Origin of the sequence: Pseudomonas sp. W2Oct36, from assembly GCF_041060465.1 — a bacterium.
Lineage (GTDB): Bacteria > Pseudomonadota > Gammaproteobacteria > Pseudomonadales > Pseudomonadaceae > Aquipseudomonas > Aquipseudomonas graminis_B.
On sequence record NZ_JAUERW010000006.1, the window covers coordinates 19,620 to 34,525 of the forward strand.

Annotated in this window: 13 protein-coding genes; 9 read left to right on the forward strand and 4 right to left on the reverse strand. The window is 60.8% G+C overall.

Features of this window, described 5'->3' with window-relative positions:
- Positions 1–208: 208 nt before the first annotated feature.
- Positions 209–1,636 carry an argininosuccinate lyase gene (argH, locus tag QWI18_RS10810; protein ID WP_369318819.1) on the reverse strand — a complete coding sequence of 476 codons (1,428 nt, stop codon included), beginning with the start codon at positions 1,634–1,636 and terminating at the stop codon, positions 209–211.
- A 258-nt stretch (positions 1,637–1,894) separates the two neighbouring features.
- On the opposite strand from argH, the gene QWI18_RS10815 reads away from it, so the two are divergent.
- The 3 genes from QWI18_RS10815 to QWI18_RS10825 all read left to right on the forward strand — a co-directional run bounded on the left by QWI18_RS10815 (position 1,895) and on the right by QWI18_RS10825 (position 4,407).
- Positions 1,895–2,659, forward strand: a complete 765-nt coding sequence (locus tag QWI18_RS10815) for a sulfite exporter TauE/SafE family protein (RefSeq protein WP_369318820.1) — start codon at positions 1,895–1,897, stop codon at positions 2,657–2,659.
- Between the two features lie 213 nt (positions 2,660–2,872).
- The gene (locus QWI18_RS10820; RefSeq protein ID WP_369318821.1) at positions 2,873–3,457 is read left to right on the forward strand and encodes an NAD(P)H-dependent oxidoreductase; all 585 of its coding nucleotides are present in this window, start codon (positions 2,873–2,875) and stop codon (positions 3,455–3,457) included.
- A gap of 53 nt (positions 3,458–3,510) precedes the next feature.
- The gene (locus tag QWI18_RS10825; protein WP_369318822.1) at positions 3,511–4,407 is read left to right on the forward strand and encodes a LysR substrate-binding domain-containing protein; all 897 of its coding nucleotides are present in this window, start codon (positions 3,511–3,513) and stop codon (positions 4,405–4,407) included.
- Between the two features lie 160 nt (positions 4,408–4,567).
- Here QWI18_RS10825 and QWI18_RS10830 read toward each other — a convergent pair whose 3' ends face one another.
- Complete coding sequence (locus QWI18_RS10830; RefSeq protein WP_369318823.1) at positions 4,568–5,446, reverse strand: LysR family transcriptional regulator; 879 nt, start codon at positions 5,444–5,446, stop codon at positions 4,568–4,570.
- A gap of 181 nt (positions 5,447–5,627) precedes the next feature.
- Between QWI18_RS10830 and QWI18_RS10835 the strand changes: the two genes are divergently transcribed.
- The gene (locus tag QWI18_RS10835; RefSeq protein WP_244656971.1) at positions 5,628–6,527 is read left to right on the forward strand and encodes a DMT family transporter; all 900 of its coding nucleotides are present in this window, start codon (positions 5,628–5,630) and stop codon (positions 6,525–6,527) included.
- Between the two features lie 122 nt (positions 6,528–6,649).
- Positions 6,650–8,317: a gamma-glutamyltransferase gene (gene ggt, locus QWI18_RS10840; protein ID WP_369318824.1), complete on the forward strand. Its 1,668-nt coding sequence runs from the start codon at positions 6,650–6,652 to the stop codon at positions 8,315–8,317.
- Between the two features lie 143 nt (positions 8,318–8,460).
- Here ggt and QWI18_RS10845 read toward each other — a convergent pair whose 3' ends face one another.
- Positions 8,461–10,044: a peptide chain release factor 3 gene (locus QWI18_RS10845; RefSeq protein ID WP_065990225.1), complete on the reverse strand. Its 1,584-nt coding sequence runs from the start codon at positions 10,042–10,044 to the stop codon at positions 8,461–8,463.
- Positions 10,045–10,378: 334 nt separating this feature from the next.
- Between QWI18_RS10845 and QWI18_RS10850 the strand changes: the two genes are divergently transcribed.
- From QWI18_RS10850 to QWI18_RS10865, 4 genes are read left to right on the forward strand one after another with little or no spacing between them, the layout of a single operon-like run.
- Complete coding sequence (locus tag QWI18_RS10850) at positions 10,379–11,092, forward strand: ABC transporter permease (protein ID WP_065990221.1); 714 nt, start codon at positions 10,379–10,381, stop codon at positions 11,090–11,092.
- Positions 11,093–11,120: 28 nt separating this feature from the next.
- On the forward strand, positions 11,121–12,089 hold the full coding sequence (locus QWI18_RS10855) for a glycine betaine ABC transporter substrate-binding protein (protein WP_192132449.1): 969 nt from the start codon (positions 11,121–11,123) through the stop codon (positions 12,087–12,089).
- Complete coding sequence (locus tag QWI18_RS10860) at positions 12,086–12,739, forward strand: ABC transporter permease (RefSeq protein WP_065990219.1); 654 nt, start codon at positions 12,086–12,088, stop codon at positions 12,737–12,739. The genes QWI18_RS10855 and QWI18_RS10860 overlap by 4 nt, the downstream gene beginning before the upstream one ends.
- A gap of 11 nt (positions 12,740–12,750) precedes the next feature.
- Positions 12,751–13,920, forward strand: coding sequence for a betaine/proline/choline family ABC transporter ATP-binding protein (locus tag QWI18_RS10865; protein ID WP_065990273.1), 1,170 nt, complete (start codon positions 12,751–12,753; stop codon positions 13,918–13,920).
- A gap of 61 nt (positions 13,921–13,981) precedes the next feature.
- Here QWI18_RS10865 and QWI18_RS10870 read toward each other — a convergent pair whose 3' ends face one another.
- Positions 13,982–14,899 carry a hypothetical protein gene (locus QWI18_RS10870; protein WP_369318825.1) on the reverse strand — a complete coding sequence of 306 codons (918 nt, stop codon included), beginning with the start codon at positions 14,897–14,899 and terminating at the stop codon, positions 13,982–13,984.
- Between the last annotated feature and the right edge of the window lie 7 nt (positions 14,900–14,906).

Consider the following 14,906-nt stretch of genomic DNA (forward strand, 5'->3'; position numbering starts at 1 on the left):
CGAGCTTGCTCGCGAAGAGGCATTAACATCCGCTGAATATTTAGCGGCTGGAATGCCGTCTTCGTGAGCAAGCTCAATCCCACAGGTGCTGTGTTCACAGGAAGACGGCGGTGAAGAGAGCAGCATAAACAGCCTCATTTCACGGCGTCCTGTCCGAGGCATTCCCGGCTAAAGCCGGTCCTACTATGCGCACGCGGTCGCACCACAATTAACCCCGCGGGCCGTTGTAATTCTTGGCCCACTGCTCCTGGGCCACCAAATGCGCCTTAAATCGCGCGATCTGCTCGGCCACTCGCACCGGGGACGTTCCGCCCCAGCCGCCGCGCGCCGCCAGTGCCGCTTCCAGCGTCAGGCTCTCCAACACCTCTGGCGTCAGGCGCGGGTCGGTGTCGGCGAGCATCTTTGGCGTCAGCTCTGGCAGCCCGATGTCCTGCGCCTCGCACAGCTGAACCAGTTGTCCGGTGATCTCGTGGGCTTCCTTGAACGGCACGCCGCGAACGGCGAGCCAGTCCGCAATTTCCGTCGCCAGGGTGAACCCCAGGGGCGCCTGACACAGCAACTCGTCCTTGCGCACCTTCATCGTGCGGACCATGCCGGCAAAGGCAGGCAGCACCAGATTCAGCGTGTCCAGAGCGTCGAAGATGGCGTGTTTGTCTTCGCTCAAATCGCGGTTGTACGACAGCGGCTGCGCCTTGAGCACCGACAGAATCGCGGTCAGCGAACCGATCAAACGGCCTGATTTACCCCGGGCCAGCTCGGCGATGTCCGGGTTCTTCTTCTGCGGCATGATCGAGCTGCCCGTGGCGTAGGCATCATCCAGTTCGACCCAGCGAAACTGCCGCGACGTCCAGATGCAGAACTCCTCGGCCATGCGCGAAATATTGATCCCCAGCATGCTCGCGCAGAACAGAAACTCGGCCACGTGATCACGGCTGGCGACGGCGTCGATGGAGTTTTCACACGGGCCGGCGTAGCCCATTTCCGCCGCCGAACGTTGAGGGTCGCGGGCGATGGCGGAGCCGGCCATGGCAGCGGCACCGAGGGGCGATAGATTGAAGCGCTGATCCCAATCCTGCAGGCGCTGGATGTCACGATGAATCGCCTGGGCGTGGGCCATCAAATGGTGACCAAAGACAATCGGCTGCGCTTGTTGCAGGTGAGTAAAACCGGGCGCAATGGTCTCGACATGGGCTTCGGCCTGACTGACCAATGCCTGCTGCAGATCAAGAATCGACAGGGTCAGCACGCGAATCCGGTCACGCAGAAACAGCCGCATGTCATTGGCCGTCTGATCGTTGCGCGAGCGCCCGGCGCGAAGCTTGCCGCCCAGTGCGCCGAGGCGTTCGGTGAGCAGGCGCTCGATAAAGGTGTGCACGTCCTCGTCGGCGGGAATTGGCTGAATCGTGCCGGCGGCAAAATCCTCGTCAATCGATTGCAGCGCATCGATGATGCGGCGGGTTTCGTCGGCGTCCAGCAAACCGGCGCGCTCAAGCTCGTGGGCGTGGGCCTTGGAGCCTGCCACGTCATAAGGCGTCATGCGAAAATAGACGGCGGGCGAGCGTGACAGGTTGGCCATCGCTTCCGCCGGCGCGGACTTGAAGCGCGCGCCCCACAGGCGCTCAGTTGCATCGGACATATGCATTCCCCCTCAAACACGTGATTGCTGGCGAGCCAGGCGTCGACGACGTCAAGGGATCCTAGGAAAAACCGGCTGCCGATGAAACGTTACAAATGGCAAGTCGGGTTGGCAGAAATGGAAAGCTGACATCAACCCGCTCTTCAGATGAGTGGCGCTGATTATTTTTCTGTTACCGCAGGTGCCCGAATGTGCTGAAGTGGCACCCATTGCACCACCCGATTTTTCCCCTCGTCGACCTTTTCGCAGGATGCGCCCATGGATGGTTTCCTATCGCTTTATCAACACCTCGGCTGGACGTTGTCAGTGCTGGTGCTGCTGACGTTTCTGCTGGCCGGCACGGTCAAGGGCGTCATCGGCATGGGGCTGCCGACGGTTGCGATGGGCCTGCTGGGGGTGATGATGCTGCCGACCCAGGCGGCGGCGCTGCTGCTGATCCCCTCAACCTTGACCAACCTCTGGCAATTGGCGACCGGCGGGCATCTGCGCGGACTGTGCACGCGGTTGTGGCCGCTGCTGCTGACGATCGTCATCGGCACCATGCTCGGCTCCTACGCGCTGGGGCTTGGCAACGGGCACGGCATGGCGAGGGCGCTGGGCGGCGCGCTGTTTGTCTACGCGCTGTGCGGCTTGTTTCTGCCGACGCTCAAGGTGCCGCCTGCTGCCGAGCGCTGGCTCGGGCCTTTGTGCGGGTTTATCACCGGCCTGGTCACCGCGGCCACTGGCGTTTTCGTCATTCCGGCGGTGCCCTACATTCAGGGCCTGGGGCTGGATCGTAACGAACTGGTGCAGGCGCTTGGGCTGTCCTTCACTGTCTCGACCCTGGCGCTGGGCGTCGGTCTTTTCTGGAACGGCGCGGTGGGCAGCGCTGAAATGGGCGCTTCCTTGCTGGCGCTGATTCCCGCGTTGCTCGGCATGATGTTCGGCCAATGGCTGCGTCAACGCATCAGCCCGTTGGTGTTCAAGCGCATGTTCTTCATCGGCATGGCGCTGCTGGGCGCGCACCTGATGATCGCTGGGTAAGCCAGCCGGATTGATCGGCTTTCTCACCCGCCTGCGTGATAACAAGGATTCATTAATCACCGGCCCATTCGTGATTCCCCCGCAAAGGTATTTTGCCCGCTGCCTGCTTATTCGCTGCTCGCCTGACCGCTATTCTGCCGTCCATTCCAATTGAAGACCCTCAATCCGGTACCGCTGAACGGCGGACTGCATTGACGGCGGACGAGGCTTGATATGAAAAAAGTACTGTTTCTCAACGGCGGCAAACAATTCGCCCATTCCGACGGCCGCTACAACACCACGCTGCATGAAGCCGCCATGGCGCTTCTCGATCACGCCGGGTTCGACGTGCAGCAGACCTTCATCGACGGCGGCTACAACGTGGCCGAGGAAGTGCAGAAGTTTCTCTGGGCGGACGTGATCATCTGGCAGATGCCGGGCTGGTGGATGGGCGCGCCGTGGACGGTTAAAAGGTACATCGACGAAGTCTTCACCGAAGGTCAAGGCAGCCTGTACGCCAACGACGGTCGCACTCGCTCCGATGAGTCCCGGCGGTATGGCAGCGGCGGCTTGCTGCACGGCAAGCAGTACATGATTTCCGCCACCTGGAACGCGCCGCAGCAAGCGTTCGACGACCCGGCAGACTTTTTCGAAGCCAAGGGCGTGGATGCCGTGTACTTCCCGTTCCACAAGGCCAACCAGTTCCTCGGCATGACCGGCCTGCCAACCTTTCTGGCCGTGGACGTGATGAAAATGCCGAACGTCGAAGCAGACGTGAAGCGGTACGAAGCGCATCTGGCCTCGGTGTTCGGAATCTGAGCGCGGGCCCGCAAGCGCGCTAATATCCGGTCTCTTGTGAGCGGGAGACAACAGTGAAAGCCAGGTCGGATGAGTTGCAGGTGTTTGTCACGGTGATCGAAAGCGGGTCGATTTCAGCCGCCGCCGAGCAGGTCGGGCAGACGCCCTCGGCGATCAGCCGCACCTTGTCTCGACTCGAAGGCAAGCTGGGCACGACGTTGATCAACCGCACCACGCGGCGCATGGACCTGACCGAGGAGGGCAAGTATTTCCTTGAGCGGGCCCGGCAGATTCTGGATCAGATGGAAGAGCTGGAAGAGCGCATGTCGGTGCGCCAGCAGACGCCGTCCGGCCGGTTGCGGATCAACGCGGCGTCGCCCTTCATGCTGCATTCAATCGTCCCGTACGTCGCCGAGTTTCGCACAATGTATCCGGACATCCAGCTGGAGCTGAACAGCAACGATCTGATCATTGATCTGCTGGAGCAGAGCACCGATGTGGCGATCCGCATTGGCGTACTGGCCGATTCGACCCTGCATGCCCGGCCCCTCGGCAGCAGCCCGCTGAACATTCTGGCCAGTCCTGAATACCTCGAAAAACACGGCACGCCGACAACCGTTCCAGCGCTGAGCGGGCATTCACTGCTCGGCTTCACCCAGACCGAAACCCTCAATCACTGGCCGTTGCGCCACGCCGACGGGGATCGGCTGTTCATCCAGCCAACGGTGTCGGCCTCCAGCGGCGAGACGTTGCGCCAGTTGGCGCTGGCGGGAGAGGGCATCGTCTGCTTGTCTCACTTCATGACCCACGAAGACATCCGCCAAAGCCGCCTCAACGTCATCCTGCCCCAGGCCAACAGCGGCTATCGCCAGCCGACCCACGCGGTGTACTACCGCAACTCGCAGCTGGCGTTACGGATTCAGTGCTTTCTGGATTTCATTCAGGAGAAGCTGGCGGTGTACGCCGCGTGAACCTGCTTACATTCCCTGTGGGAGCGTGGCTTGTCCCGCGATCTGCCGGGAACCGGCAGCAAACCCTGCAAACGCGGTCTGTCTGGAGGACTTGATTGGAATGGTTTTGCTACTGCTGCGCAGCAGATCGCGGGACAAGCCACGCTCCTACAGGCAGGTATCACGCCTCACTAATCCCGCTGAACTCCGCCCGCAACATCTCCACAAATGCCTCCCGCGCCGGGTGATGTTCGGCGTTCTCGTGCCAGTAAAACAGGTTGTCGATGGAGGTCAGTTCAGGGAATTCATAACCGACCCAGCCAGAGCCTTTGCGGTACTGCTCGTAAACACCCTTGGGCACCAGCGCCACGCCAGCCCCGGCGCTGACGCAACCGACGATGGTGCCGTAGTTGGCGATGCTGACGATGGGCTGAGTCTGGCCGTCGTGCTGCAACCATCGCTCCAGCGCTGCGCGATAAGGGCAGCCTTCGGGCCACATGAAAATCGATTTGCCCTGCAGATCCGCCGCGCTGCGTATCGGGCCCAGCGACTCGGCCGCAATCAGCACCAGATCCTCCCGGTACATCGACGTGCGTTTGAGCCGGGGGCGTTTTACGTCGATGGCGACAATGGCGCCATCGAGCTTCTGGTTAAGCGTCGCTTCCAGCAGTTGTGCGCCGGTACCGGTGGTCAGTTCCAGCGACACTTGCGGATAACGCGCATGAAAGCGCGCCAGCAGTCGCGGCAGCCGCGCCGTGGCCGAGGACTCGATGGCGCCGATGCGCAACGGCCCCGACGGCGCCGCATCCGGATGCACCGCGCGCTTGGCTTCGTCGGCCAGGCTGAGCATCTTGCCGGCGTAGGTGAGGAAAATTTCCCCCGCCGGGCTGATGCGCAATCCACGGCCCTGACGGTAAAACAGCTCGGTGCCCAGCTCCGCCTCAAGCGCCTTGATGCGCGCGGTGATGTTCGACGGGACGCAATGCAAGACCTCCGCCGCGCGGGCAATGCTGCCGGTGTCGACGACGGTCTTGAACATGCGGATCTGGGCCAATTCCATTCATCACCAACAGTGAGGGGTTGCGTCATTATTGTTCGGTTGTGGTGAGCATAGGTTGTTTCGATACTCGCAGCCATGGGCAGGCGTCGGGCTTGTCGGTGGGAGTATCGAGATGAGCGTGGTGGCTGAGCCGGTTGTTGATTCGAATATCGTGGTTAAAGGCACTGTGCCTTGGCAGGGGATGAAAGTTGCCCTTGCCACTGTCTTTGTGGTCGCCTGCTGGGGGTTCTCGCCGACCGGCATTCGCATCGGTTTGCAGGCCTACGAGCCCGGGCATCTGGCGCTGCTTCGATTTCTGATCGCGTCGGTGTTCATGCTGTTAATCGCCTCGTCGCACCGTATCGCGTTGCCGCGCCTGAAGGACCTGCCGTTGCTCGCGGTGCTGGGTTTCTTCGCCGTCAGCCTACACCACATCGCCCTGAATTTCGGCCAGGCCGGCGTGAGTGCCGGGGCGTCCAGCGTGCTGGTTCAATCGACGCCGTTGTTTACCGCGCTGCTGGCGCATTTCGTGTTCAAGGAGCGGGTCAGCGCCTGGCGTTGGGGCTGTGTCGCGCTCGGCCTGGTGGGCGCCGCGATTGTCGTCACCGGTGATCGCGGCATCGGCCATATGGATGCGCGCGGGCTGCTGATTCTGTTGGCGGCGTTTTCCTGGAGCGTGTATTTCTCGCTGCAGAAGCGTCACAGCCATCGGTACGACGGCCTGACCATGGTCTGTTACACGGTCTGGGCCGGCACGGTGTTCCTGCTGGTTTATCTGCCGGGGCTGATCGGCGAAATCCTCAACGCGCCGCTGCGGGTCAATGTGGCAGTGGGGGTGTTGGGGCTGTTCCCCAGCGCACTGGCGTATCTGGCTTGGGCGTATGTCTTGAAGCACATGGACGTCAGCCGCGCGTCGATGAGTTTGTACCTGACGCCACCGATGGCCATCGCCATTGCTTCGTTCATGTTGGGCGAGTTGCCTTCGCAGCGGGTGATCGTGGGGTCGATCGTGGTGCTGGCGAGTGTCTTGGCACTCAATCTGCGGCGGGAGAGGGCAGTGGTGTTTCCCGTCCGGGACCAACCTGAGCGTGCTGCGGTTTAGGGGCCTGGCCGTTTGCGTTTGTGGCAAGTTTCATCATTAATGTGCAGCCGGACCGTTAGTCTCTTCAGCCTCCAGACAGCACATCAGTAACAAGCTGTCGCATTCGTCATCAAGGAAGCCCCATGCGTGCAGTGACCCTCAAAACCCTTGCCCTGTCGGTGATCTTCGCCGCGAGTTCGCCGGTGTACGCGGTGATGCTGGAAGGCGGCGCCGTCGCGTCCCCGGATCAATACGGTGCCCAGGTCGCCGCGCAGATTCTGAAAAAAGGCGGCAACGCCGTCGATGCCGCAGTCGCCACGGCGTTCACCCTGGCGGTCACCTACCCCGAAGCGGGCAACATTGGCGGCGGTGGCTTTATGACCCTGTTCATGAACGGCCGACCATACTTTCTCGACTACCGCGAAGCCGCGCCGAAAGCGGCGACGCGCAACATGTACCTGGACGAGAAGGGCGAGGTCATTCCGGGCATGAGTCTGGTGGGCGCACGCGCGTCTGGGGTGCCCGGCACGGTGATGGGGCTGTGGGAAGCCCATCAGAAATTCGGCAAGCTGCCGTGGGCCGAGTTGCTGACGCCGGCCATTGGTTACGCCAAAAACGGTTTCAAGGTCGCCGACAAGCAGTACATGTATGGCGCCGAGGCGATCAAGCAGCTCAACGGCAAAACCAATTTCGCGGATTACTTTGGCGACATGAAGACCGGCGAGACCTTCCGTCAGCCGGAGCTGGCCAAGACCCTGGAACGCATCGCCAACAAGGGCGCCAACGAATTTTACCAGGGCCAGACGGCTGACTTGCTGGTGGCGCAAATGCAGCACGACAACGGCCTGATCACCAAAGAGGACCTGCACGATTACAAGGCGATCTGGCGCAAGCCGCTCCATGTGAACTTCAACGGCAACACGCTCTACACCGCGCCGCTGCCCAGTTCCGGCGGTATCGCGCTGGCGCAGTTGATCGGCATGAAGCAGCTGCTTGCTGATGATTTCAAAGACGTGCCGCTCAACTCGGCGCGCTACATCCACTTGCTCGCTGAGATTGAAAAACGCGTGTTCGCCGATCGCGCCAACTACTTGGGGGATCCGGACTTTTCAGTGGCGCCGGTGAGTCAGTTGACCGACAACGCCTATCTGGCCAAGCGCGCCCACGAGGTCAACCCGACGGCAATTTCGCCCACCGAGAACGTAAAGGCCGGGCTTGAGTCGCACCAGACCACCCACTTCTCTATCGTCGATGCCAAGGGCAACGCGGTCAGCAACACCTACACCCTGAACTGGGATTACGGCAGCGGCGTGGTGGTGAAGGGCGGGGGCTTTTTGCTGAACGACGAGATGGATGATTTCAGTTCCAAGCCGGGCGTTGCCAATGCGTTCGGCGTGGTGGGCGGGGATGCCAATGCTATCCAGCCCGGCAAGCGCATGTTGTCCTCGATGAGCCCGAGTCTGGTCACCCGCGACGGCGCAGTGACGCTGGTGCTGGGCACGCCGGGTGGCTCACGGATTTTCACCACGGTGTTTCAGGTGCTGAACAATATCTATGACTTCCACATGCCGCTCAAAGACGCGGTTGCGGCGCAGCGGGTTCATCACCAGTTGCTGCCGAAGGACACGATCTACACCGAGAAATTTGCACCGCTGGCGACCCCAGTGGCCGACGAGCTGACGGCCATGGGTTACACGGTGAAGGACCAGGGCTGGTCGATGGGCAATGTGCAGGCGATCAAGATTGACGGCGCGAAAGTCGAAACCGCGTCCGATCCCCGTGGGCGGGGCGTGGGGATGGTGGTGAAGTGAGGGCATGACGGCTGACTGATCGTTCCCACGCTGCGCGTGGGAATTCATCCCTGGACGCTCCGCGTCCGGAGTCAGGTGACGCGGAGCGTCAGGAGCGGCATCCCCACGCAGAGCGTGGGAACGATCACTTGGAGGAGTGAGCCTTAGTGATGCTCCCGCGTTGCGCGGAATTTCACGTCAGGCCAGCGCTCTTCCATCAAGGCCAGGTTGACCCGGGTTGGCGCGAGGTAGGTCAGGTGACCACCGCCGTCCACGGCCAGGTTTTCCACGGCCTTGTTCTCGAATTCCTCGAGTTTCTTTTTGTCGCTGCAATCGATCCAGCGGGCTGACCACACGGTGATCGGCTCGTAGGCGCATTCGACTTTGTATTCTTCCTTCAAGCGGCTGGCGACCACATCGAACTGCAGCACACCGACGGCGCCGAGGATGATGTCGTTGCTGCGCTGCGGGAAGAACACCTGAGTGGCGCCTTCCTCGGCCAGTTGCTGCAGGCCCTGACGCAGCTGCTTGGACTTCAGCGGATCCTTCAGGCGTACGCGGCGGAACAGCTCCGGTGCGAAGTGCGGGATGCCGGTGAAACCCAAGGCCTCGCCTTCGCTGAAGGTGTCGCCGATCTGAATCGTGCCGTGGTTGTGCAGGCCGATGATGTCGCCGGCGTAGGCTTCTTCCAGCTGTTCGCGCTCGCTCGAGAAGAACGTCAGCGCGTCACCGATGCGCACGTCCTTGCCGGTGCGCACATGGCGCATTTTCATGCCCTTGTCGTACTTGCCCGAGCAGATGCGCATGAACGCGATGCGGTCGCGGTGCTTGGGGTCCATGTTCGCCTGGATCTTGAACACGAAGCCGGTGAACTTCTCCTCGACCGGCTCCACCGTGCGCTCGTTGGCGACGCGGGCGAGCGGCTTCGGCGCCCAGTTCACGACCGCATCCAGTACGTGGTCGACACCGAAGTTGCCGAGCGCGGTACCGAAGAACACCGGCGTCAGTTGGCCGTCGAGGAATTCCTGCTGGTTGAACTCATGACAGGCGCCTTGCACCAGCTCCAGCTGATCGACAAAGCGATCGTACTCATCACCCAGATGAGCGCGCGCTTCGTCGGAGTCGAGCTTCTCGATGATCTTCACCTCGGTGCGCTCATGACCGTGACCGGCGGTGTACACGATGATGTAGTCGTCGGCGAGGTGATAGACACCCTTGAAGTCGCGGTAGCAACCGATCGGCCAGGTGATGGGCGCGGCCTTGATCTTCAGGACCGCTTCGATCTCGTCGAGCAGCTCGATCGGGTCGCGAATGTCGCGGTCGAGCTTGTTGATGAAGCTCACGATCGGCGTATCGCGCAGGCGGCAGACGTCCATCAGTGCGATGGTGCGGGGCTCAACCCCTTTACCGCCATCGAGCACCATCAGCGCCGAGTCGACAGCGGTCAACGTGCGGTAGGTGTCTTCGGAAAAGTCTTCGTGGCCCGGAGTGTCGAGCAGGTTGATCATGTGATCGCGATACGGGAACTGCATGACCGAGGTGGTGATGGAAATGCCGCGCTGCTTCTCCATTTCCATCCAGTCGGACGTGGCGTGGCGGTCGGATTTACGCGACTTCACCGTACCGGCGACGGAAATGGCCTTGCCCATCAGCAGCAGCTTTTCGGTGATGGTGGTCTTACCCGCATCGGGGTGGGAAATGATGGCGAAAGTGCGGCGTTTCGCGACTTCGGCGGCCTGTCTGGTCATGGGAAATCGCCCGAGAGGTGATTCAAAAAAAGGGCGGCGATTATAGCCCAAACCGGAGCAATAACCGAACCGTTCAGTCAATAAAGGGTGGCCAGATACCATCGCACGTGGGAACCTTTGCGGTTAAGGAGACGTCCATTCCCTGGTATCGCTACACGCCAAGGGTTGCAAAATCAGCAAGTTAGCTTGACGAAGCTGCGCTCATGGCTTGTGTTTTCGCCGAGTTATCAACCTTTCCGGCGACCCACCCGCTGCTCTTCGCGAACGTTCGCGTGCTGCCTGAAGAGGCCAGTTTCACGCCAGACGTTCGCCGACTGAAATAAGGAGTCCGCCCGTGGCAAATCGCTATGGCAAGGGGCTGTTGGGAGGTGTGATTGTCATCGCACTCCTGGCCCTGCTGGTCCAATGGATCGGCATCAGTACCATCAGGCAATATCAGGATGATCTGCTGTTTTATCTGCAAGCCCACGTGGTGCTTGTGCTGGCGTCAATGCTGGCGGCACTGGTGGTCGGGATCCCGACCGGCATTGTCCTTAGCCGACCGAACATGGTTGGCCGCGCCGAACGCTTCATGCAGATCTTCAACATCGGTAACACCGTTCCTCCTCTCGCCGTACTGGCCATCGCTCTGGGTATTCTGGGCATCGGCAGCGGTCCGGCGATCTTCGCTTTGTTCCTCGCTTCGTTGTTGCCCATCGTGCGCAACACCTACGAAGGCCTGAAAAACGTTCAGGGTTCCCTCAAAGAAGCCGCCCGCGGCATCGGCATGACACCGCGCCAGGTGCTGTGGCGTGTCGAGTTGCCCAATGCCGTGCCGATCATCATCGGCGGTGTGCGCGTGGCCCTGGCGATCAACGTCGGGACGGCGCCACTGGCGTTCCTCATTGGCGCGAACAGCCTGGGCAGCCTCATTTTCCCCGGCATCGCCCTGAACAATCAGCCACAACTGGTGCTGGGCGCCGCGTGTACCGCGTTGCTCGCATTGTTGCTCGATGGCGCCGTGACCCTGGCAAGCCGTCTCTGGCTGGAACGCGGCCTGGCTCGATAAGTCGAGCCCCGCTGAGAAAGGAATTGGTATGAAGAAGTTATGCACATTAATCATGGGCGTCGGGATGTTGCTGTCCGGTTTCGCCCAGGCCGCGGATGCACCGGCCGAAATGCCCGTGCTTCGCATCGGCGCGCGGGTGTTCACCGAGCAGACCATGTTGGCCGAACTGACCGCGCAGTACCTGCGCGACAAGGGCTATCAGGTTCAGATCACCGGCGGCCTTGGCAGTAACCTGGCGCGCAGTGCCCAGGAAAGCGGCCAGCTGGATCTGCTGTGGGAGTACACCGGCGTGTCGCTGGTTGCCTACAACCATGTTGATGAGAAGCTCGACAGCGAGCAGACCTATCAGCGCGTCAAGGAGCTGGACGCCAAGAAGGGGCTGGTCTGGCTGTCCCCCTCCAAGTTCAACAACACCTACGCGCTGGCGCTGCCGGACAAAATTGCGCAGCAGTATCCGCAGGTCAACAACATGTCCGACCTGACCACGGTGCTCAAGGCTGAGGCCGATAAAGGCCACATCGTTGCGCTGGACACCGAGTTCGCCAACCGTTCCGACGGTCTGGTGGGCATGGTCAAGCATTACGGCATGAACCTGGGCCGTGAAAACACCCGTCAGATGGACGCCGGCCTGGTCTACACCGCGCTGCGCAACGGGCAGGTTTTTGCGGGCCTCGTCTACACCACCGACGGCCGTTTGAACGCGTTCAAGCTCAAGGTGCTGGCGGACGACAAGCACTACTTCCCGGACTACACCGCGGCGCCGGTCATCCGCAAAGAGTACCTGGACAAGCACCCGCAGCTGGCCGACTTGCTCAAGCCGCTGGCCGCGCTGCTGGATAACCAGACCATGCGCACGCTGAACGCGCGCATCGACGTCGACCATGAAAGTCCTACCGTGGTGGCGGCTGAATTCCTGCGCGAGCATCCGATCAATCCTTCCGCCGACAGCGTGCCTGTCCCTCCGGCGCCGGCGGCAAAACAGGAGGAGAAACCATGAGTTTCCTCAGCGCTTTCTCCCATCTGGACTGGAATCAGGTCATGCACCTGACCCTGCAACACATCACCCTCGTCGGCATCGCGGTGACGCTGGCGATCGTCGTCGGTGTGCCGCTGGGCGTGTTGATGACGCGCTTCCCGACCCTCGCCGGGCCGTTGCAGGCCAGCGCCACCGTGCTGCTGACCATCCCGTCGATTGCCCTGTTCGGCTTGCTCTTGCCGTTCTATTCGAAGTTCGGTCAGGGCCTTGGCCCGATGCCGGCGATCACCGCCGTGTTTCTCTACTCGCTGCTTCCGATCATGCGCAACACCTACCTGGCGCTGACCGGCGTCGAGCCCGGCATTCGTGAAGCCGCCAAGGGCATCGGCATGACTTTCGGCCAGCGCCTGCGCATGGTTGAACTGCCGATCGCCGTGCCGGTGATTCTCGCTGGCGTACGCACTGCCGTGGTCATGAACATCGGCGTCATGACCATCGCCGCCACCATTGGCGCCGGCGGCTTGGGTGTACTTATTCTTGCTTCTATCAGCCGCAGCGATATGTCGATGCTGATCGTCGGCGCCGTACTGGTCAGCATTCTGGCCATCTTCGCCGACCTGCTTCTGCAATGGCTGCAACGCTCGCTGACTCCAAAAGGACTCCTGAAATGATCGCCAAACAAATGATTGAGCTGCAGAACCTCACCAAGACTTTCCAGAGCAACGGCAAGGAAGTGAAGGCCGTCGATTCAGTGAGCCTGACCGTCAATGAAGGCGAGATCTGCGTGTTCCTGGGCCCGTCGGGTTGCGGCAAAAGTACGACGCTGAAAATGATCAACCGGCTGATCATGCCGACCTCCGGCAAGGTGCTGATCAATGGCGAGGACACCACCGGTCTGGACGAAGTCACCCTGCGCCGCAACATCGGCTACGTGATTCAGCAGATCGGCCTGTTCCCCAACATGACCATCGAAGAAAACATCGTGGTCGTGCCCAAGCTCCTGGGTTGGGACAAGCAGAAATGCCACGACCGCGCCCGCGAACTGATGAGCATGATCAAGCTGGAACCCAAGCAGTACCTGCATCGCTACCCCCGCGAGTTGTCGGGTGGTCAGCAACAGCGGATCGGCGTGATTCGTGCGCTGGCTGCAGACGCGCCCCTGCTGCTGATGGACGAGCCGTTCGGTGCGGTCGACCCGATCAACCGCGAGATGATCCAGAACGAGTTTTTCGAGATGCAGCGCGCGCTGAACAAGACCGTGATCATGGTCAGCCACGACATCGACGAAGCCATCAAGCTGGGCGACAAGATCGCTATCTTCCGCGCCGGCAAGCTGCTGCAGATCGACCATCCGGACACGCTGCTGGCGCACCCGGCGGATGATTTCGTCAGCAACTTCGTCGGCCAGGACAGCACGCTCAAGCGCCTGCTGCTGGTCAAAGCCGAGGACGCGGCGGACAACGCGCCGTCCGTGAGCCCGGAAACCCCGGTCGCCGATGCGCTGGAAATCATGGACGAAAACGACCGCCGCTACGTGGTCGTCACCGATGCCGAAAACAAGGCCATGGGTTACGTCCGCCGCCGCGACCTGCACCGCCAGGCCGGCACGTGCGAGCAATACCTGCGCCCGTTCAACGCCACCGCTGCCTACGACGAACACCTGCGCATCCTGCTGTCGCGCATGTACGAGTTCAATCGCTCGTGGCTGCCGGTGCTGGATGCCGAAAACGTGTTCCTGGGTGAAGTGACGCAGGAATCCATCGCGGCTTACCTGAGTTCCGGCCAGTCCCGCGGGATGAAGACCAGCATCGTTTCGCCGGCCGAGTTGGCGGAGCAGGCTGCGTTGAGTTGAGGTGAATGGCCTGGGTGCTTTTGGTGCCCGGGCCTTTTTTGACGGTGGTGCCGCTGACTCGTCACCGCTGACATGTCAGGTTGCTCTTGGTCTGCACGAACGACATGAGGACCACGCCCAGGGCGTTCCCTAAAATCGTGATGACCATGAGAGAGTCAACGGACTGTTGGAAAAACGCTAGCTGTGCGATCAGTGTATAAAGGGCGGTTCCAGCAAAACCCACCGTCAGGATAGGCCGGCTGATTGTTCTTATAGACAGCACAAGTGCTGATTGCATCAAGATCAGGAAGAGCACTGTCAGCGCCGCCAACTGAGGCGCCTCAGAAACGATGGTCGCGAGGGCGCCATCCAGCAATCCGATCGTTGTGCACACTAGAAACGCGAACAGTGATCGACGGACCTGTATCTTGTGAAAAGATTGGCCGAGATCGTTGAGTCGCTTACTTAGGCGTGCGATGAAGTAAAGCGAAATACCGCACGCTATTGAAAAAGTCGCGCCTATTTCCAGCTCGTAATCATCATGTAGGCCTGCGCCTTGTATGACTGAGCTATATGAAGTTGACAGCACCCAAACTGTGCCCAATGCAAGCATAGAGCCGACTATGCCCAGCCTCCCCAGCTTTTGTACGTCCGTCAACGCCATGATGAGCGCGCTGACGGCTAGGGCGATGGCGGCAAACGCGGCTGGGTTTAGATTTAACAAGGCGGTATAGCCGCTGGTCCAGCAGGTAAACGTAAACAGGGTGATCCAGAGGTAAGGCTTGATCAGTCTTTTTGAAGATACAGCAGTGAGTGGCGGAGAGCGGGTAAACAGGAGCAGGGGTAACGCTATGATGATAGATGCCAGCGATGCGACGCTGGCAAGGACGACGGGTTCCAGGTCCACGTTTTGCTTGTAAGTGATGTAGTTCATCATCATGGCATTGCTGAATACAAATAGGATTAGCGTGGTAAGGCCTAGTGGTTTGGGTTGGGTCATAAGCGAG

Coding starts and splice junctions, on each gene's coding strand:
- QWI18_RS10865 (WP_065990273.1), top strand. CDS start 12,751: ATGATTGAGCTGCAGAACCTCACCAAGACTTTCCAGAGCAACGGCAAG.
- QWI18_RS10870 (WP_369318825.1), bottom strand. CDS start 14,899: ATGACCCAACCCAAACCACTAGGCCTTACCACGCTAATCCTATTTGTA.
- QWI18_RS10835 (WP_244656971.1), top strand. CDS start 5,628: ATGAAAGTTGCCCTTGCCACTGTCTTTGTGGTCGCCTGCTGGGGGTTC.
- QWI18_RS10830 (WP_369318823.1), bottom strand. CDS start 5,446: ATGGAATTGGCCCAGATCCGCATGTTCAAGACCGTCGTCGACACCGGC.
- ggt (WP_369318824.1), top strand. CDS start 6,650: ATGCGTGCAGTGACCCTCAAAACCCTTGCCCTGTCGGTGATCTTCGCC.
- QWI18_RS10815 (WP_369318820.1), top strand. CDS start 1,895: ATGGATGGTTTCCTATCGCTTTATCAACACCTCGGCTGGACGTTGTCA.
- QWI18_RS10820 (WP_369318821.1), top strand. CDS start 2,873: ATGAAAAAAGTACTGTTTCTCAACGGCGGCAAACAATTCGCCCATTCC.
- QWI18_RS10860 (WP_065990219.1), top strand. CDS start 12,086: ATGAGTTTCCTCAGCGCTTTCTCCCATCTGGACTGGAATCAGGTCATG.
- argH (WP_369318819.1), bottom strand. CDS start 1,636: ATGTCCGATGCAACTGAGCGCCTGTGGGGCGCGCGCTTCAAGTCCGCG.
- QWI18_RS10845 (WP_065990225.1), bottom strand. CDS start 10,044: ATGACCAGACAGGCCGCCGAAGTCGCGAAACGCCGCACTTTCGCCATC.
- QWI18_RS10855 (WP_192132449.1), top strand. CDS start 11,121: ATGAAGAAGTTATGCACATTAATCATGGGCGTCGGGATGTTGCTGTCC.